The 21,561-nt window shown below is 28.5% G+C and carries 12 protein-coding genes; all 12 read left to right on the top strand.

Features of this window, described 5'->3' with window-relative positions; translation table 11 throughout:
- Positions 1-114: 114 nt before the first annotated feature.
- The gene (locus B5X49_RS04930; RefSeq protein WP_045748835.1) at positions 115-3,444 is read left to right on the top strand and encodes a tetratricopeptide repeat protein; all 3,330 of its coding nucleotides are present in this window, start codon (positions 115-117) and stop codon (positions 3,442-3,444) included.
- Entirely contained in the window at positions 3,441-8,093 is a 4,653-nt protein-coding gene (locus B5X49_RS04925; protein WP_045748836.1) for a DEAD/DEAH box helicase, read from the top strand. The genes B5X49_RS04930 and B5X49_RS04925 overlap by 4 nt, the downstream gene beginning before the upstream one ends.
- Before the next feature lie 157 nt (positions 8,094-8,250).
- A complete protein-coding gene (locus B5X49_RS04920) occupies positions 8,251-13,056 on the top strand; it encodes a RecQ family ATP-dependent DNA helicase (RefSeq protein ID WP_045748837.1) in 4,806 nt (1,601 codons plus the stop codon).
- Between the two features lie 107 nt (positions 13,057-13,163).
- Entirely contained in the window at positions 13,164-13,538 is a 375-nt protein-coding gene (locus B5X49_RS04915; RefSeq protein ID WP_045748838.1) for a hypothetical protein, read from the top strand.
- A gap of 216 nt (positions 13,539-13,754) precedes the next feature.
- Positions 13,755-15,779, top strand: a complete 2,025-nt coding sequence (locus tag B5X49_RS04910; RefSeq protein WP_052669882.1) for an HD domain-containing phosphohydrolase — start codon at positions 13,755-13,757, stop codon at positions 15,777-15,779.
- A gap of 114 nt (positions 15,780-15,893) precedes the next feature.
- Entirely contained in the window at positions 15,894-16,418 is a 525-nt protein-coding gene (locus B5X49_RS04905) for a hypothetical protein (RefSeq protein WP_045748839.1), read from the top strand.
- Positions 16,419-16,463: 45 nt separating this feature from the next.
- Positions 16,464-16,898: a hypothetical protein gene (locus B5X49_RS04900; RefSeq protein ID WP_045748840.1), complete on the top strand. Its 435-nt coding sequence runs from the start codon at positions 16,464-16,466 to the stop codon at positions 16,896-16,898.
- A 29-nt stretch (positions 16,899-16,927) separates the two neighbouring features.
- Positions 16,928-17,887 carry a sensor domain-containing diguanylate cyclase gene (locus tag B5X49_RS04895; protein WP_045748841.1) on the top strand — a complete coding sequence of 320 codons (960 nt, stop codon included), beginning with the start codon at positions 16,928-16,930 and terminating at the stop codon, positions 17,885-17,887.
- 11 nt (positions 17,888-17,898) lie between these two features.
- Positions 17,899-18,657, top strand: coding sequence for a hypothetical protein (locus B5X49_RS04890; protein ID WP_045748842.1), 759 nt, complete (start codon positions 17,899-17,901; stop codon positions 18,655-18,657).
- Between the two features lie 208 nt (positions 18,658-18,865).
- Positions 18,866-19,861, top strand: a complete 996-nt coding sequence (locus B5X49_RS04885; protein WP_045749972.1) for an ATP-binding cassette domain-containing protein — start codon at positions 18,866-18,868, stop codon at positions 19,859-19,861.
- Entirely contained in the window at positions 19,842-20,666 is an 825-nt protein-coding gene (locus B5X49_RS04880; RefSeq protein ID WP_045748843.1) for an ABC transporter permease, read from the top strand. The genes B5X49_RS04885 and B5X49_RS04880 overlap by 20 nt, the downstream gene beginning before the upstream one ends.
- Before the next feature lies 1 nt (position 20,667).
- Positions 20,668-21,459, top strand: coding sequence for an ABC transporter permease (locus B5X49_RS04875; protein ID WP_045748844.1), 792 nt, complete (start codon positions 20,668-20,670; stop codon positions 21,457-21,459).
- The last annotated feature ends 102 nt before the right edge of the window (positions 21,460-21,561 follow it).

Here is a 21,561-nt window from a genome sequence, read left to right as displayed (position 1 = left end):
TTATGATACAATTAAGAGAGATTAATAGAAACTATGAATATAGTTAAAACATAAACTGGCACATGGGGATATGCTATATTTATATTATCATTAAAATGTCTGGGGATAGATATAGTGGATAATATAGACTTAATTAATAGATTGATTAATATAACTGTCACACATAGGGAATATGGTGAAGGAACAATCATAGAGATTATAGATAATTTAGTAATTGTAAAATTTATGGACGATCAGTCTATACCTTTTTTATTTCCAGGAGCATTCTTAACAAAACATCTTACGTTTAAAAACCCCTCATACTTTTCTGAATTAAAACAAACAGAGGATAAAAATGTAATGAATCGGAGTGATAAAGGTTATATAAAATTTAAAGATTCATTAATATCTGACATGAAAAATAAAAAACTCGCCTTAAATACTTTTCTTTACGAATTGGACAATGAAGAATATTATAACCATTTACGACGAGATGCGATATCAATTATTTACAGTACTAAAGGAAATCCTAGGTATATCACACTAGATAAAAAATTAGTTGTGATTGCTTTTTTAGCAATGGTAGCATTTAAGTTTTATAACGGTAACTTTTGGGATCACGTAAGAGATGAACTAAAATCATTATATATTCAATATAATAATCAACAACAGTTAGAGAATGTTATTAGATTAATTATAAGCGATGAGTTTGATAACTATAGTAATCTTAAAATAACTAATGCGTTAGTTCATGCAGCAGTACCTTACAATTCTATCAAAAAATTCTTTTATTTTGTTTATGATATATACAGACTTAACTTTGGGTACAGATTGGATGGGTTGCCGCTAGATGAGATGGTTGAGATTACATTAAATGGAGTATCAAAATTATTAAAAAACACTCTAGATAATGACAATATTGATTTCAATATTTCTGAAAATGACAATGATCCCCAAAAAATCACTAAAAAAACATACACACTTATCAAATCAACAAAAATTGCCATTATAAACTATTCTAAGGAAATGGTCAATATTATTAGAATGATGCTCGAAATGATTAATGACTGGTATTATAATAATTTAACTGCAAATGAATATCCAGCACCATTTAAGATATCATTTGATGAATGGATTTTAGAGAACAAAGAAAGACTCGAACAACAAAGAAAATACACTACAAAAACTGAATATGTAACGAGACCGTTGTTTAAAATCAGAAAAGAAGACAAGATAGTACTTTTAGTATTACCAGTTATTATTCTTAAGAATATTGACAAAGAAAATCTCTTTAAAGTAGAAGTCATGATCAGTGATTCCGATGAAATTACTAAATTAGTATTCAATAAAGATTATAGAATATTAGAAAGAATAGGTTACTATAGCCTAGACATATTTAAAATAAAGATTAAAAAGCCCCTAAATGGAGTTAAATTGGAAATAAAAGTTGAAGATGAGATCATTTATACTTCGGGAGACAGTCTCAATAGAGATATAATGATTTTTGATCAAGAGGGTAATGAAAGATTTAATTATAAGGAATACCAAGGACTAACTTATATTATTTATAATAAAGCAACAAACTATAGTGGTAATATCACTAGAATGGAATTTTATAATGTTGCTGTACTAATGAGTCAAAAAGACGAATCATATCTAATTGGTAATCAGATAATTTGTCTTTCAAGTGTAATGAAGCCAGGTATTTATGGAGAAATCATAAACCAAGTTTTAGTTCATAGGAATGATCACGAGATAAAGTTATTTAAAAAAGTAACGTATTTTGTATTTGAGAGTGAACATCAATTAGATGAATTGGATTTTACTATAAATGACAGAAAAGTTTTAATCTCTAGCGACGATAAAATTATTCTAAAAAGAGGAATATATTTTAACTATAGAATAGCACTTAATTGGGATGAAAATGATAAAGGTGTAAAAACTATAAAGATTTATAATAACAATCGACAAGAGTTGAAAAGTGAAACATTTATTTTAGACCCATATTTTGATTTTCAAGTAATAAAATTTAATATGGAAGATATGTTATTAGAGTATAGAATGGATTCCTCATTAGTGTTAAACATTCAAAATAGAGAAAAATTGGATGTTTCAACTCATGATATGATACGAAAATGTTTTAGTTTGGGATTTGATAATATTATCTACAATATTGACCCTAAAATTGACAGATTTAAATTTGATACCTCCAGCGACTGGATATTATTTGATAGTACAGATTTTAAAAGCAATAAATTGATAATCTCATCTAATGTTAAGAAATGTGAAATACTCAACGCTAATAACAATATATTGTTTGAATCCTTACCATTGGTGAATAAAAATGGTAGTACAGAAATTGATATCTCATATTTTAGTCAATTAAGAAAAGGTAATGATTTTGTTAAGATTAAAGTCATATTTATGGACGATAGATTCAATGAGATGAAAGTATACTTAAGACCAACGGTTATTAGTTGTAACACGATGTCTTTAAACAGTCATGTATCAATTGATTTTAACATCATGGAATTCAAAAAAGACGCGCTTAAATTGATAATTAAAAAGCAAAATGAAATCATATATGATAAAACACTTACAGATACTTTAGTTAATATCAATCAAATTGAACCTTTTGAAAAACACTATATGTATGTAATTCAAAAAGAAAATTTATTTTTAGGTACTAATCATAGAGAACTATATAAACAAACTCTTGTCTACTATAACTATAATCATTTAGAATCTCATAGTTTTAATCTAAATGATATTATATTATGGAATCAGGATGTAGAGCAAAAAATTAATATCAGAAATCAATCTGTTAAATTCAATAAGAAAATTGAAAATATTAATATTGATGGAAATGATAATAATCTATATGAAATAACATGTTCATGGAAAAATGAACCTATAATTGCAAAAGTAGATTATGATGAAAACCTATATATATCATTTAAAATAGGTTTTAGTGAATTACAATCAATTGGAGCTTATATTCAAGATGAAACATCAGTTTACAATAATAAAAACTATTCAGACATTGATTATTATGATGATTTGGATATTGATTTAAACTTGGACAAATTCGTAAGGTTTCAAAAATTTCAAGAAATGAAAGTGAATTGTGATAAATCAGAAAAGTTGATGAAGATTCTTTATATGCTTGGCAAAGCATATATGCTGGGAGAAGGAGTAGAGAAAAGTCGTTCTATTGCATACTCACTCTGGGAGGAGTCCGCATCATTAGGAAATATTGAAGCTATGGTTTCACTTGCAAATAGCTATTACTCCGGATCAGGTATCAGTCAAAATGAAGAACTTAAGTATAAAAACATTGCATTAAAATTTTATGAATCTGCAGCAAAAATGGGACATCCAATAGCAAAGGAAAAAATGGAGTTGCTCCAAATAAAAATACCTGTGATTCTAGAGATAGATCCAAGAAAGGACTTCATAAAATGAGAAAAAACCCATTAGAACAATCGAAATATATCAAAGAAGAGTTTTCAAAATATGTAAAATCTACATTTATTCTCAATAATGAAAAATATAGTAACGATTTTAGTGAAGAGTTGGAAAATTCCGTTTTAACGAAGGGTCCATTTTTAAAGTTAGAATTACCGTTTCAAAAATCTTTTTCTCTTGAACAATTAATAAAGAACGGCACTATATCCTCACTATTCAAAAATATCATGGATATAAATCTTAACCAACAATTATACGAACACCAATATGAGTCCATCTTAAGAATAATTGAGAAAGATAATATTGTTGTAACTACAGGTACGGGTAGTGGGAAAACTGAATCCTTTCTCTACCCTATCTTAAATGAATTGTTTAAAAAAATACAAAAAGAAGGTAAACTACAAGGAATACAAGCAATTTTGTTATATCCTATGAATGCTTTAGTAAATGATCAGTTAGAAAGATTAAGAAAAATATTAAACAACATACCTCAGATAACTTTTGGATATTTTACAGGTGACACACCACCAACATATCGACGTGAAACATCAAAGGGGAATTACGTGGGTATTAATAGAGAACAATTTATAATTGAGAATTTTGATACAGATGAAATTAAACCACCAATTAACGAACTTCTAACTCGTGATGAAATTAGAAATAATCCACCTAATATTTTGATTACAAACTACTCAATGTTGGAATATTTGTTGGTTAGACCAAAAGATAGTGCAGTATTAAATCAAGACTCTTTGATGGATTGGTCATTTATGGTTTTAGATGAAGCACATACATATAGAGGAATTCTAGCAACAGAGGTTTCACACTTATTAAAGAGACTGCAAGTTTTTGCAATGAAAACACCTCAGTTTATTTTAACTAGTGCTACTTTAGGAAGCACTTTAAACGATAAGAAGAACATTGTAGATTTTGCTGAAAAACTGACTAGTTCAAAATTTTATGAGAAAGATATTATTTATTCCAAAAGAGTCTTTCCAACAATTTATGCTACAAAGTATCAAATTGATCCAAAACATTATTCTGATCTTTTGAACAGAATAAACGATAAAAAAAGTTATGATGATATTCTATCTCTATATAATGCTAATGATTTATTTGAATTATTATCAGCCGATAAAAATGTTCATTTCTTAAGTGGAATTCTAAAAAACACCAAAAGTTTTGAAGATGCTTTATTTGAACTTAAGGGATTTTCAAATTCACTAAACATAGAGAATTTCATTTCACTTATTACATTGATTACCCAAGCTAGAAGCAAGTCTGGATTGGGAATCTATGATATTAAGTATCATTTTTTTGTTCGAACATTGGAAGGGGCATTTGTATCATTAAATCCTGATGCTAAACTTAGAATAACTAATAGACAAAAAATTGATGATATGTGGGCATTTGAAATTGCAGTATGTAAAAATTGTAACGAGATGTATATAGTAGGTAAAGAACATGAGGGAAAACTATTTAGAAGTGAACTTGATCTATATGAAAATTATGAACATTTTGAAGATTTAAGGATTGAGTTTTATTTAATAAAGGCTGATGTTCTAGAAAAAATTGATGACCCGACAGATAACTTAATAGAATATCTAGTTTGTTCAAAATGCGGAAAAATTCACGAAGAAAGTCAACATTTACCATCTGAATGTAACTGTGGACAAGAATACAAAGTAAGACTATTAAAAATAAATAAAGATCAAAAAGAAGGGAAAACTAATTTAACAGAGTGTGTTATATGTGGAAAAACCTCTCACAAAACAGGAATTTTAAACTCATTTAGATTAGGTAAAGATCAGTCAACAGCATTATTATCTCAAATACTATTAAAGTCAATGGAAAATAGCGAAGAATCTGGATTAGATGAGAAACAAAAAGATAAGGTTAATATTTTTGAAAAACCCAAGTATAATTTGCCACATAATCATCACAATAAGCAATTTTTGGCATTTTCTGATAGTCGCCAACAAGCTAGCTTTTATGCATTATTTTTTCAAGAAACACAAAACAAATTCACGAGAAAAGCACTACTTCTCAAACATAGTATAACCGGTCCTATTAATCAAGTTATTTCAAAAATTGAACGCACCATTCATGATTATAATCTGTTTAAAGACAATGAAAAAATAAAAACAACAGAGACACAACAAGCTTACATAACAGTACTACTTGAACTATTTAAATCTGATGGGGTAAATAGTCTAGAAGGGTTGGGTCTATTAAGTTTTGAACCAATATTGGATAGTATTTTAGAACAAGTTTCAGAAGATAATTTGAAAGAATATCTTCCCAAGGTTAACATAAATCAGCTAAAAGATCTCTTATGCATATTCACAGATATCTTTAGGTCAACACCCGCAATTAAATATGATGAGTCGGGATTGACTCAAGAAGATAAAAAGGAATATCTAGAATACCGTAGATTCGATAATTATGTAAAGCTTAAACTTCCGAGAAAATATGAGGATTTGTCAGTAAAGAGTCTATTACCTAAAATAGAGAGTAACCCCAACAATTTAACTAGATATCTAAAAAAAGCATATAGCTTAAGTACGGATGAAGTGAATGACTATTCAGAAAAATTATGGAATTTATTATCACACGGACTTTTAATACAACAAGAAAACTCAGATGGTCGAAGCCAAATTGAACTATCGTCCTACAAAATCATTAATGGAAAAGATTCAACTTGGTATCAATGTAATAAATGTAAGACTTTAACCACTCATAATATAAACAATGTCTGCATAAAAGGTGACTGTTCAGGTACATTAAATGTATGCGATCCTGATGTTATATTAAAAGATAATTTTTACCGAAATGAATATCTTAGTAGAAAGATTAACAGTATTGTTGTTCAAGAACATACTGGTCAAATTACTCGTGAACAAGGGAGAAAATATCAAAAAGAATTTAAATCAAAACAAATAAATGTATTAAGTAGTTCAACAACTTTCGAGATGGGAGTTAATATTGGATCTCTTGATACAGTTCTAATGAGAAATGTTCCTCCAACAAACGCAAATTATGCACAGAGAGCAGGACGAGCTGGTAGAAGTGATGAATCTGTAGCGTTTGTATTAACATATGCAAACCATAATTCACATGACCAAATATATTTTAATGATCCTATTCCAATGATTGAAGGTAAAATAAACCCACCACATTTCAAACTTGATAACAAGAAGATAGTTATAAGACACATCATGGCGTATTGTATAGGTACTTTTTACAGAAGTGATAATTTCGAACAAAATTTAAGCACATTTATATCCGATTTGAATTTAATTTTTAAAGATTATCTAGATAAAAACAAAGAATATATAGAAGGTAAAATTAAAAACATATTAAATAATGAGATGTATGAATATTTCAAAAATTTTAGATGGTTTGAAGAAATATTCCAAGAAGATTCACTCATGAATAAATTTATTATAAAGGTAAAATCGGAGATAAGTATTTTAGAGGATGCCGAGGAAAGATCTAGAGCTGAAAAAAGGTATCTAGATGCAGGAGCATTTAAAAAACAACGAGAAGAACTGCTTGCTATGGGTATAGTTGATGCATTAGCTAAATATAATGTTATTCCTGGGTATGGATTTCCAATTAACGTTGTCCCACTAAAGGTTTTTGATAGAGCTAAGGAACAGTTTAACAAGAGTTTAGATTTAACAAGAGATTTATCGGTAGCCATATCAGAATATGCTCCTGATTCTGAGGTCGTTGTTGATAAGATTAAGTACACATCAAGATATATCATATTACCTAAAGAAGGAAGGCTCACAAAATATCATTATTATCGTTGTGAAAATAAAGATTGTGGAAAAACCCATGTTAGTTTACTAGTAACAGATGATTATCATTGTGAATTATGTGAATCCGAAACAAAGCATTTAAGTTTTATAGAACCTAATCTAGGGTTTATAAATGATGATAAAAATAAGGAAAGTTCCATGATAAAGCCTAAAAAAACATATTCATCTGAAATAACCTATCTTGGAACTATCGAACCCTATAATGCTGATTTAAACATTAACGATTTAGTATTAATTCAGCAAACTACTGATGATAGGCTTTTGATTATCAATGAGAATCCGTTTTTTTATTGTACTACATGCGGATATGCAAAGTTAGACAAAGAAAAAAGAGATTTATTCAGCTATGATTTAAGCCATAAAACATTTAAAGGTAAAGTGTGTCATAACACTAAGATTGAACAAACAAAACTTGGACATATCGTTAGTACTGATGTTATAAAGGTAAGGATTAATATGAATATGGACTTTGATACTGCCCTTTCTACATTAACAGCAATTACAAATGGTATTACCGCACATCTTCAAATTGATTTTAATGACATAAATGGAGTTTTAGTTAGAGATGGACTCGAAAAATATGCATTCGTTTTTTATGATACAACATATGGTGGGGCTGGAAACGTAAAACAACTACTTAATAAAGATGGACTAATAAGTATATTAGAAAGATCATTATTTTCGGTAAGCAATAATTGCTGTAATGAAGAGGTTTCTTGTACAAATTGTCTACGAAACTATAGAAATAGTAGATCTCATAAATTCTTAATCAGAAAGAAAGCCAAAGACGCACTTAGTTATATATTGAGTAATATTTAATAGATTTAATATTTAAAAGAGATGAAGGAAATACATTGTTATTTCCTTTTTTCTTAGATTAATGTTAAAATAGCCTTATGAATATCATTAAACACATGAAGGGGATCATAGTTTAAGTTTAATAAACAGATTTTTATTTCTATGATTAAGATATATAATGACATTTTATATAGACACAGAAGTCAGTCAAAACTTTAAGATTAAAGATATAGGCTGTCTTAATGATAAAGGTGAGTATATACATACAGCTAATCCAGATGAACTTTACCAGTTCATCAAAAAAGCTGATTTTTTTGTTGGACATAATATAGTTCAACATGACTTAGTGTATTTAAGAAGATTAAAATATGGAAAAATATTTCATGAAGATATGTCTATAGATACACTATTTCTATCTACATTACTGTTTCCTGAAAAACCGTATCATAAATTAGTTAAAGATGATAAATTAGAAACAGACACACTAAATAACCCACTCAATGATGCAATGAATTCAAAAAAATTATTTTTAGAAATCATTGAGGCATTTAACAATCTTGATGAGGATATGAAAGATATATTCTTTAATCTACTATCAGATAAAGAAGGATTTAAAGGCTTTTTCAAATACATCAAATTTAAGAGAAAAATTAGAAATCTTTATGATTTAATCATGTATAAATTTGAAGGTTTAATTTGTAAAAACTCAAACCTTCATCAATATATTAAAAAACATCCAATTGAACTTTCCTACGCATTAACACTTATAAAAACTAATAATGTTGAATCTTTGTTACCTGCTTGGGTATTAAAAAACTATGCATATGTCGAAGTTATATTAACAGAACTTAGAGGAACTCTTTGTTATCAAGGTTGCTCATACTGTGAACAAAAGATTAATCCAGTCATTGCACTTAATAAAATTTATGGGTATGAAAAATTTAGAACCTTTGATGGAGATAATTTGCAAGAAAATGCGGTAAGATCTGCATTAAAAGGTGAATCATTAATTGCTGTATTCCCAACGGGTGGAGGAAAATCATTAACCTTTCAATTACCAGCATTAATAAGTCGTGAAGCAACTAGAGGGTTAACTGTTGTTATATCACCTTTGCAATCACTTATGAAAGACCAAGTAGATAATCTAGAAGAAAAGAGTGTCACAGCTGCTGTGACAATTAATGGATTACTTGATCCAATACAGCGAGCAAACGCGATTAAAAGAGTAAGTGATGGATCGGCTGGTATTTTATATATTGCTCCAGAATCACTTCGTTCAAAAACTATTGAAAGCTTATTAATCAACCGACATGTTGTTAGAATAGTTATTGATGAAGCACACTGTTTTTCAACTTGGGGTCATGACTTTAGAGTGGACTATTTATATATAGGTGATTTTATAAAGAAAATCCAAGAAATAAAGAAACAGGAATATCCGATTCCGGTTTCTTGTTTTACTGCAACAGCTAAACAAAATGTCATCGAAGACATTGCTGAATATTTTAGAAAAAAACTGAATTTAGAAATGAAAATTTTTAAAACAGATAGTTCAAGAAAAAACCTTAAGTATAAAGTTATGGATGTTAAAGAAGAAGCACTTAGATATCCATTGATGCGTAGTATTGTAGAACAAGAAGACCGACCAACAATCATTTACGCATCTAGAAGAAAAACAGTTGAAACTTTATATCATAAGATGACTTCTGATAATTTTAATGTTTCTTATTTCCATGGTGGTATGGAAATCGATCAAAAGGTTAAAGAACAAGATAAATTTATGACAGGTCAAACAAAAATTATGATTGCTACATCTGCATTTGGTATGGGCGTAGATAAGTCTGATGTTGGTTGTGTAATCCACTATGAAATATCGGATTCACTTGAAAATTATGTACAAGAATCTGGTAGAGCAGGTCGTAATGAAAATATAAATGCCAATTGTTATGTTTTATACAATGAAGATGATTTGAATAAACATTTTGATATGCTGAACTCAAGTAAATTAAACATTAAAGAAATTCAGTCTATTTGGAAGGCTATTAAGGATTTAACTAAGTTAAGAGATAATGTTTCTCAGTCCGCATTAGAGATTGCTAAAATGGCTGGATGGGATGATAGCATTATGGATTTACAAACAAGAGTAACTACAGCAATTGCTGCTTTAGAAGATGCAGGATATCTAAAGAGAGGACAAAACTCTCCAAGATTATATGCAAACAGTATTATCGTAAATAGTGTTATAGAAGCAAATCAATTGATTGAACAATCCGGTCTATTCATTAATCAGGATTTAATTCATGCTAAACGTATTATGCAAATGCTAATTTCTAGTAAATATAGAAGTAAGGCTGGTAATGCAGAATCGGAAAGTAGAGTAGATTATATTTCTGATATTTTAGGAATAGATAAAAAGGATGTAATAAAAACCATAGGTTTATTAAGAGAAGCTAAAATACTTTCTGATGATAAAGATTTAAATTCACATATCAAATCAAATACAAAACCTACTCAAGCAGTAAAAACATTAGAAGATAATGTTAAACTCATGCGCTTTATTTTAAATCATGTGAGTCATGATGCAAAGATTTATAATATAAAAAATTTAAATGAACTCGCACATGATGCTGAACTCAATTGTACAACTAAAAGCCTTAGAGCCGCACTCAATTATTTAGAAATCTCAAAACTGATTATGGTATCAAAAGAAGGAAAAGATAGTTTAAAGATTTTACTTGAAGGCGATAGAGAAACGATTATAGAACACATAGATAGACTTTACCAAATATCTTCAGTCATTGTTTCTTATTTATTTAACAAATCATTTACGCCGAAAACTGATCAAAGTGAAAATCTTGTTTCGTTTTCTATTTTGGAACTTAAATATCACTATGAAAAAATACAAGGATTTTTAGATCAATCGATTGAACAAAAAGATATTGAACAAGCCATATTCTTCCTTCAAAAGATACATGCACTACATATTGAAGGTGGATTTATGGTTATTTACTCTCCGATTAATGTAGAAAGAGTAATTAAAGATAATTATAAGCAGTTTACAAAAACAGATTACAAGAAACTTGAAGATTTTTATAAGGGTAAGATGCATCAAATTCATATTGTAGGTGAATACGCATCCAAAATGCTTAAGGATTATGAAAGCGCATTGACATTTGTTAATGACTATTTCAAATTTGATTTTGAATATTTTTTAAATAAGTATTTTTCTGGTTCAAGAAGAAAAGAACTAGATCGTAATCTATCACCTAAAAAGTTTAAAGAACTATTTGGCACTCTCACGACTGAACAGTTAAGTGTTATTACAGAGAAACACCATAAGCGAATCGCTGTCGCTGCAGGACCTGGAAGTGGCAAGACAAAATTACTAGTTCACAAACTAGCATCGATTATCCATATGGAAGATGTCAGACAAGAACAATTATTAATGCTAACATTTTCTAGAGCTGCAGTGGTTGAGTTTAAGTCTAGATTATTAGATTTAATAGGACCACCTGCATATTATATAGATATAACTACCTTCCATTCGTTTGCTTTTGATTTGTTAGGCAAAGTTGGAGACTTAGAGAAAACAGATACTATCATAAAAGATGCAACCCAGTTAATTATTAATAATGAAGTTGATGCTTATAAAGTTACAAGAGCAGTTTTAGTCATAGATGAAGCACAAGATATGAATGAAGATGAGTTTAATCTCATTCAAGCATTGATTAACTACAATGAAAATCTAACAGTCATCGCAGTAGGAGATGATGATCAAAATATTTTTGAATTTAGAGGTTCTTCATCAGAATATTTTAGACAAATAGCCAAAGAAGAAAATGCATTTTATGAACTGACTGTGAATTTTAGAAGTAAGAATAATTTAGTTGAATTTGCAAATCAATTTGCTATGAAAATCCCAAATCGATTAAAATCAACTCCAATAAGATCCTTTACCGATAAAGATGGAACGATTAAGATTACTAGACAATTGAATCGTAATTATGTATCTTCAATAGTTAATGAGGTTATTCATTCTTCTTATCAAGGCACAACGTGTATATTAACAAAAACTAATGAACAAGCACTTGAAATTACAGGATTATTAAAAAAGCATAAGGTACAAGCATCACTTATTCAAAATAATGAAGATTTTAAATTGTTCCATTTATATGAACTTAATCATTTTTACCAGACATTAGTTAAGATGGATTCTGTAAATATTACAGATGTAAACTGGGAATCAGCGATGAATAAATTTAAGAATCAATTTACTCATAGTAAAAATTATGACTTATTGATAAGAATTCTAGAATCATTTAAAAAGACAAGTTCGAAAATTATCTATATTTCTGACTTTAAAGAATTTTTATATGAAGCCTCATTAAGTGACTATTATTTAGAGTCAAAAGTTATGGTATCAACATATCATAAAGCTAAAGGTAAAGAGTTTGATCATGTGATACTGCTTTATGATAATGAATATAGAAATATTCAAGATGGCGAATTAAAGGCACTCTATGTAGGTATCACTAGAGCTAAAACATCACTTTCTATCCATACTAACCATGCTGTATTTGATCAAATATCTACAAATAATATTCATAGAGTAATTGATGAAAGTCCTCATATAAGATCAGATAGGTTAGTTGTACAATCAGGACACAAAGGAATTAATTTAGGGTATTCTAAGTTTGTTCAAAAAAATATAGCGAATGCATTACCGGGAAATAAATTAGAACTTATTGATGAGAATATATTAACATTTAATGGTAGAAAAGTATTAAAGTTTTCTAACGCCACTCAAAATCAGATTAGTGATTTACTTGAAAAAGGATATAAGCTTACTGATGGTAGTATTGATCACATGGTGTACTGGTTTGATAGAACAGATGAATCATATAATTTAATTGTATTACCAGAACTCATATTTGATGATGTAGGTACATTGGAGAATGATGTCTATAAAAAAGTAGAAAATTCATGATATGTACTGCAGTACAAGTTGTTACTGGTTATTTTTAAGTAAATTATTGATAATGAATTACTTGACTTAATATCAGTAAATTGAATATATTGAAGGAGAAGTATATTATGCTTGTTAAAAATCTTTACAAAAAAATAGGTGAAGCTAAAAATTGGAATTATGATAAGTTTATTACCTATGGATATGAAAATGAATATTATATTCAAGTCAGACAAGAAGGGATGTTCAGAGTCATAGATATATTTTTTCAGCTCGAAGATGATACGCAAAAACTTCTACAATTAGATAAAGAAATACTAAAAAACAAAAAAGTGATTAAGATTTCGAACTTTCAAGTTAACAAGAATGGTATCATAATTTTTCCAAATGAGTTTTTTATTGTTCTTAACCTAAACAGACTCCAAAATATTTTAGATTTTGTAACTGTTAGATTAAAAGAATTAGATTTTAAACCATCTCTTGAATTTATTAATGATAACTAATCAATTGTAATTCAAATACTTACACCCATACATCTGATACTGTATGGGTGTTTTTCATCCATAAGCGAAAAAACGAAACACTTTTTTGAATTCATTATATAATATAGGTGTATCAGGGAGAGTAATTAAATCAAATTTAGTCAATATACTTACATTTTAATTAAATGTGCGTTTTTACATCTAGATATAAAATGGAAGTATAGAAAGCGAGAGCCTATGGATAAAATCCTAGAGTTTATAAGTACGTTTAGAGATCTTTTATTTAATACAATCATGGTTTTCAGTTTAGGGTTCATCTATTCTGCAACCAATCTAGGTTTTAATATATCTACTAAAATTGGTAAGATTTTAGTAGGTTTATTTATAGGTTTTATAACATTTATTATTATGTTATTTCCTTGGACTTTAGGTCAAGGATTAGTCTTTGATACCAGAACGATTGTAATGGCTGTAACAGGCTTATTCTTTGGTCCTTTAACGACATTTGTCTCTATGATTATTCCAACAATTTATAGAATATTTGTGGGTGGTTCAGGTGTGTATTCAGGTGTTGCTAATATACTATTTGCAGCAATGATGGGTTTATTATGGAATAAATATAGAAAATATCTACCTAAAATGAGTCATTATTTAGAATATTATATTTTTGGTATTTTAGTAAATATCATGTCTTTACTAGCATTTATCTTATTTATTGAATCTCCAAGTGGGTTACAAATTGCTACTCAAATGTGGATGCCATATTTATTAGTATTTCCATTTGCTATTATGTTACTTGCAAAAGTTATTGAAAACCAGAAACAAAGAATCATATCTAATGAAACTATACAACGTCAACAAATACTCATACAAGCATCCATTGATGCTACAAAGAAAATGGAAATATTTGCCTTAGATAAAGATTTAAACTATATTGCCTATAATAAGTTCCATGAACATAACATGAACAAATTCAATAATACTCAAATTGAAATGCATAAACCATTTTTAGATTATATTAAAAATCAGGAGACTAGAATCAGAATATCTAAAAGCCTAAATAGAGCAATAAATGGTGAAGCTTTTGATGTTGAGGTATTAGTCGAAGATCATGAAGAAAAATACTTATCAGAAAAATATGCACCTATATTTAATGAGATGAATGATATTATAGGTGTCACTGCATTCATACAAGATATAACAGATAGAAAAAAATATGAAGCATCGATTCTTTATTTAAGTTATAGAGACTCACTTACTACTTTATATAACAGAAGATATTTTATGGAAGAATTACCAAAACTGGATCATCCGGATTATCTACCATTATCTGTAATTGTTGCAGATATTAATGGATTAAAAATTATGAATGATGCCTTTGGGCATCAATCAGGAGATTTACTCCTTAAAAAAGCATCCATTCATTTCATTGATGTATTTAAAGATGAAAAGAAGATTATACGTATGGGTGGAGATGAGTTTACGATCCTTTTACCTAATACCTCTAATGAAGAAGCTAATTATCTATTAGAAAAAGTTAAATCTCAAATAGAACATGATACTGTTCAAGGTATGCATATATCTGTGTCCTTTGGTGTTGCTACTAAAGTCAAAGATGAAAATATGAATGATATCATTTCTAATGCAGAAAATAATATGTATGCTCAAAAACTATTTGAAGTATCCTCTCATAGAAATAAAACCATTAAAACAATTTTAAGTACACTACATGAGAAAAATCCTAGAGAGGAACAACACTCTAAACGTGTTTCCTTGATTTGTCAAAAAATAGGTATGGAACTTAAAATGTCTAAAGAACAATTAAGGCTCTTAGAAGCAATTAGTGAACTACATGATATCGGTAAGATTGCTATTGATGATGCCATCATCAATAAGCAAGGAAAACTCAATGAAGCTGAATGGGAAATAATTAAAAAACATCCAGAAATCGGATACCGTATATTATCAACTTCACCTGAATATTCAGAAATTGCACAAGATATCCTGTCTCATCATGAAAGATATGATGGATTAGGTTATCCTAGAGGATTAAAAGGAACTGAAATTCCTGTAAGAGCTAGAATCATTAGTATTGCAGATGCTTATGATGCCATGACTTCTCCAAGACCATACCGTGCACCTTTATCCAAAGCGGAAGCTGTAAATGAGATTAAGAAGTATTTAGGTAAACAATTTGACCCAGAACTAGGCGAACTTTTTATCAAGTTATTAGAATCAGAGGATTTCAACATCACGCAATAATCATAAGGTGATATCTGATGTTTATTCAGATATCACCTTTTTTCATATGCATTATAACTTTACACTATTTTTTTTATGAAATATAGTATAGTTAAATTAAGGGGTGAACTTATTATGAAATTTATGATTTATCTATTATCAGGATTATTAACCATTTCACTTATTATCGCATTACCAGTATCATTGATAGGTTCAATGAGTATTGGAGATTATCTTTATGTAGAGGACAAAAGTAATTATAAGGAAGTAGAAATACAAATTATTGAAATAGATGCATACAACTCTATTATTTCTGGTGAAGATGCATCTAATTATTATTATGAATACTTTTTATATGAAGATTTGAAAGATATTCTTACTGAAAAAGGTTTTTTCAATGAGGTATTTTATGGAGATTATATCACCGTTAAAAGTGTTCGAGTTGGACATGATATGATATCTGGTTGGATAGTTTCAGTTCGTAAAGGGTCTACGGTATATATAGAATTTGATGAGGGGTATAGACTCTTATTACGAAGATATGAAGATAATTACAATACTGCTTATCAAAGTATTTTAATTACTGGTTTTTCTATAGTCACTGAAATTAGTTTACTTATATATTTTATACTGGAAAATAAAAGGTTAGTAGTCTCATAAAATCAAGTATAATTGAAGTTAATACAATTAAAATGAGGGTTTTTCATGATGAATCTTTATAAAGAATATATTTATATGCTTGGACAAGCAATCATACATTTTCAATCGATTGAAAGAGATATCAAATATATGATTGCTGGTATGAAAAAAGGTAATATGAAAGATAATTTTAAAGAAGTTGATGAAACAATTAAGGGTTTAGGAATTGCAGTTAGAGAACTACAAGCAATTGACCATGAAAATAGTAATCACTATCTTTCATTAACTCAGTATAAATTATTAAGTCAATTAGCACGTAAAAGAAATTATTACTCACATGAGTCTGCACTTAACTTCTTATATATTAAGGATTCATTAGCATCTCTTGAATTTAAAAAAGAATATGAAAAACTTAAAAACGATTTAGAGTCTTTAAGTAGACTACAAAGAGAAATAGAAAATACTAGAATTACATTACTGATTCAAAAAAACAAAGTATAAAAAAATATAAAAAACACAGTAGGTAGCTTATGAAGATGAATCAACAAACCGTACTTGCATATAAAAATTTTGAGAAATTATCCAAAAATGTAATGGATTTAGCAAAAGAGATTATGCCAGATAAAATCATATACATTAATTTCTTAAACGATGAAGTACAAGTTACCATGCGTGTTTCAAAACATGATACGAAAATTAAACTCATCGAAGGAAAAACAATACCCGTTCATGAAGCAATTTGTAACTTAATTGACTATGAATCCGGAAAACCCTTAATCTATGAGGATATAAAATCCGTTGATTTTGATCCTTTAGTCCAAAAAACAGTTGATGATTTAAATATAGGTTCATATGTTGGAATACCGATTTCCTTTAAGGATGGTTTAAGATTTGGTACACTTTGTGCAGCACATCATGACCGTCAAACCTTTTCTAAAAAGGAAGTTAAGTTATTAAGCCAAATTGCGGAACTTTTTTCATATTACTTAGAATTAGAGAATTTGGCATTCAAAGATACACTCACCAATTTATATAATTCAAACTTTTTAAGAAATCATCATGATAAAATTGTTGCTAACGGAGGATTGGCAATTCTTTTAGATTTAGATGGATTCAAAAATGTTAATGATTCTCTAGGACATCTTAAAGGTAATGAAATACTAAAAGAAGTGGGTAACAAAATATTAAAAGAAATAGATTATTTTAAGGATAGTTATGCTGCAAGAATTGGTGGTGATGAATTTTTCATTTTCATTAAAGAAAAGTTAAGTGAAAATCAAATTCGTTTATTTTTGAATGATTTAATTCATTCACTCAATCATTATGATACAAATATTAATGAAACGATAGTAACAGTAAGTATCGGTGCATACTACTATGAGGTTGAACAATTCATAAATTATAAGAACTTAATTGAAAAGATTGATACACTCATGTATCAAGCAAAAAGATTAGGTAAGAACAAGTTTGTCTTAAACATAGAAAAATGAGGTTGATATAAATGAAAAAGAAATATTATGATTTACCAGCAGATAACTTAATCCTAGATATTCTACTGATTGTAAGTAAATACGAAACAAAGGAATTATCCTCACCACATTTAATCAAAAAACTAGAACTTAATGAAAAACAAATTGATTTCATTTTTAATCAAGATGAAGATGAAGCTTTTGAGGATGCACTTGCTATTAAAGATCAATTACTTAAACTGGAAGGTAAAAGTGTTCCAGCTAAAATAGATAAAGATTTAAAATTCATTAAGAAATCTGCAAATACACAATTTGCATCATCACTTATAATGATATTTTTACTTATTGTAGTTATCTTACTTTCAATCTTTGATACAGAAGGAAGAACTGAAGGGAACATCCAGATGTTTAGATTTCTAGGTATTCCTTTAATGGTTTTAGTTGCCTTATTTATTATGTCTAGAGATTTTCTATTTCAAATCATGTATCAAAGACTAAAAACGGATCTTAAAGAGCAAAGTCTTAAAGAAAGAACATTAAAAAATATTATAAAAATAAAACCACTCAAACAAAATCTGAATAGAGGCAGTGAGGTTGGGTTAATCATTTACCATAGGGAAGATGATGGTAAAGTGATTAAGTACTATTTGATTGAATCCGATCAAATATTATTTGGTACATTTCAAAAAGATGCTTATAAAGATAGAAATCTACAAATTCAGTATTATGAGAAATCAAAAATTATCACAAACACTAAATATAAAGAGATTATTAAAAGAGTTTGGAAATAAAATTAAGAGAGATCATATGAAAAGAGACTATAGAAAAGCACTACCAACCATATTTTTATTTTAGGCATTTGGATTTCTAATATTTTCATTGATATGATGGCATCCGCCATCATATTTTATTTATAAATATAAAAGCGTTTTCATGTATCACATGAATTGGTTATTCATCTATAATATAAGTAGATAAAGCGAGGATGAGTGTATGTCTATTATAGAAGTTAAAGGTGTAAGAAAAGTATTTAAAAAACCAGTCAGAGAACCTGGTTTAATTGGCATGTTTAAAACACTTTTTAGTTTTAAATATACCAAAGTTGAAGCAGTTAGAGATATTTCTTTTAGTTTAAATAAAGGGGAAATCGTAGGATACATTGGGGCTAACGGTGCAGGTAAGTCAACAACCATTAAAATGATGTGTGGTATTTTAACGCCTACAGAAGGTAAGATTACCATAGATGGTTTTGAACCTTATAACCCAAAAGAAAGAAAACATGTTTTAAATAAATTAGGTGTTGTCTTTGGTCAAAGAACTCAGCTTTGGTGGGATTTACCTTTAATTGAATCTTTAGTGATCTTAAAAGAGATTTACGATGTTACAGATAAAGATTATCAAGAACGCTATCAATTTCTAACTAAGGTTTTAGAACTTGATTCATTTATTAATCAACCTGTTCGAACACTTTCCTTAGGACAACGTATGAGAGCAGACCTAGCAGCAAGTCTCATCCATAATCCAAAAATTCTTTTTTTGGATGAACCAACCATTGGACTCGATGTTTTAGTAAAAGATAGAATGATTGAAGCGATTAAAGAAATCAATCAACGTTATGAAACAACGATTGTACTTACAACACATAATATGGAAGATATAACAGATCTTTGTAAGAGAGTGATCATTTTGGATGAAGGTGCTATCCTTTATGATGGTCCAATTAAATCGATTAAAACCAAGTTTGGTGATATGAGAAATATTAGTTTTTTAAGTAAAGATCAAGTGAACCTAGAGCATTTAAGAAATGTGCTAGGTACTTACGCTAAGATTGATGAAGTCGATGGTTATATTCATTTAACATTTGATTTATCCATGATTAGTGTCAATGAGGTATTGAAAACAATCTTAGATTTATACCGAATTGAAGATATTAAGATTGAAGAAAATTCATTAGAAAGTATTGTGAAAAAAATCTATGAGACTAAGCAAGTTTAAGAAGTATTTCGCATTTTCAAAGGCTGGTATCTTAGATGGGTTTGCATATAAGTTTAGTGCGTTAGGTTGGTTACAAGGAGATTTTGTATCCATCATTATATTATTTTACTTGTGGCAAGCAATCTTTCAAAACTCACCAACGGATACCATTAATGGTATGTCTTTTAAGGATATGATTACATACCTTATTTTTGCAAGAGTAGCATCTACCTTAATATTTTCCTCATCTTCGTTTTGGAATATAGGTTTTGATATCTATGAGGGAAATATTGCAATTAGTTTAATCAGACCCATTAACTATAGATACCGATTATTAGCATCTAGTTTTGGTAATTTCTTATCCACTTCGATATTGATGTTTATACCACTGTTTTTAATATCCTTGGTGATATTAAACCAAGGATTAGGTATAGAAATACCTGCATGGTATCATTTACTATTTTTCTTGGTGAGTGCTGTATTATCATTTATCATTGTGGATTCACTTAATTTCTTAATCGGTGAAATATCCATTTTCACCAATGCACTTTTTGGATTAATGATTATTAAAAACATAATATTAGCATTTTTTTCAGGTAGTTTACTTCCAAGTTCATTTTTCCCAGATTGGTTAAATAGTATCTTAAGATTTCTACCATTTCAAAGTATGGTAGAAAAACCTATTATGATATTAATGGGTAGAATGTCTTTAGAAGAAATAGGTTTTAGTTTACTTATTCAAGTGATGTGGGTATTTATATTAAGTGTATTATGTAATGCTTCTTTTAATGTCTTAAAGAAGCATGTAGTGAGTGTAGGTGGTTAAGATGCGTAAATATCTAAAACTATATCCATACTATGTATCTAGAAGTATTAAAGCAAGACTGGCATACCGTTTTGATGCCTTTATCGGTATCCTTGGATTCTTACTTGAAAATGCATTAACGTTTGCTACACTTTATCTAACCATATCAGCAATCCCGTCCCTAAATGGCTGGAATATTGATATGATGGGATTCCTATATGGATTTTACTTAATCCCTAAAGCATTAGATCATATTTTATCCGATCAGGTATGGCAACTGGCTAATGGTGGAATTACCAGAGGCATTCTAGATAAATATTTAATTCGACCAATTAATCCATTATTTCAACTTGTTGCTGAAATGATACAACTAGAAGGAATTGGAGAATTAATATTAGGAATTATTTTCTTATTTATATTTACACCTTCTTTAGGTGTAAATTGGAATATAGAAAATATATCTGCATTAGTTATTGTATCTGGATTTGCAATGATGTTCTTTTTCTCAATTAAACTTATATTTGGTTCATTATCTTTTTGGACAAAAAGAAGTATTGAAGTGATGACTATGATTTATGATTTTTCTAACTTTGCAAAATATCCTATTGATATATTTAATAAAGCAATCCGTTTTACATTAACATTTATATTACCTTTCTCAGTAGTTATCTATATGCCAATTGAGGCACTGTTACTAGATGGTGATATATGGCTTTCAACCTTATATGTTGTGATTGCTAGTTTAGGTATGTTTATACTTTCTTTATTTATTTGGACGAAGGGGTTAAAACGTTATGAAAGTGCTGGAAGTTGATAAAAAGTAAGCGTTTTTATCATTTTAATTGACAATTTCAAAAAAATTAAATACAATGTAAACAGTTTAATAATTTAAGCTAAATGCCCCCAAATTATTAAA

This window comes from Acholeplasma oculi, from assembly GCF_900166985.1.
In the GTDB taxonomy this organism is placed as follows: domain Bacteria; phylum Bacillota_I; class Bacilli_A; order Acholeplasmatales; family Acholeplasmataceae; genus Acholeplasma; species Acholeplasma oculi.
The sequence above is the reverse complement of the archived record's forward strand: the minus strand, read 5'-3'. Positions and strand labels throughout refer to the sequence as shown.

Bases quoted from the DNA above. Each gene is read 5' to 3' on its own strand.
- B5X49_RS04925 (WP_045748836.1), top strand. From the start codon at position 3,441: ATGAGAAAAAACCCATTAGAACAATCGAAATATATCAAAGAAGAGTTT.
- B5X49_RS04920 (WP_045748837.1), top strand. From the start codon at position 8,251: ATGACATTTTATATAGACACAGAAGTCAGTCAAAACTTTAAGATTAAA.
- B5X49_RS04915 (WP_045748838.1), top strand. From the start codon at position 13,164: ATGCTTGTTAAAAATCTTTACAAAAAAATAGGTGAAGCTAAAAATTGG.
- B5X49_RS04910 (WP_052669882.1), top strand. From the start codon at position 13,755: ATGGATAAAATCCTAGAGTTTATAAGTACGTTTAGAGATCTTTTATTT.
- B5X49_RS04905 (WP_045748839.1), top strand. From the start codon at position 15,894: ATGAAATTTATGATTTATCTATTATCAGGATTATTAACCATTTCACTT.
- B5X49_RS04900 (WP_045748840.1), top strand. From the start codon at position 16,464: ATGATGAATCTTTATAAAGAATATATTTATATGCTTGGACAAGCAATC.
- B5X49_RS04895 (WP_045748841.1), top strand. From the start codon at position 16,928: ATGAAGATGAATCAACAAACCGTACTTGCATATAAAAATTTTGAGAAA.
- B5X49_RS04890 (WP_045748842.1), top strand. From the start codon at position 17,899: ATGAAAAAGAAATATTATGATTTACCAGCAGATAACTTAATCCTAGAT.
- B5X49_RS04880 (WP_045748843.1), top strand. From the start codon at position 19,842: ATGAGACTAAGCAAGTTTAAGAAGTATTTCGCATTTTCAAAGGCTGGT.
- B5X49_RS04875 (WP_045748844.1), top strand. From the start codon at position 20,668: ATGCGTAAATATCTAAAACTATATCCATACTATGTATCTAGAAGTATT.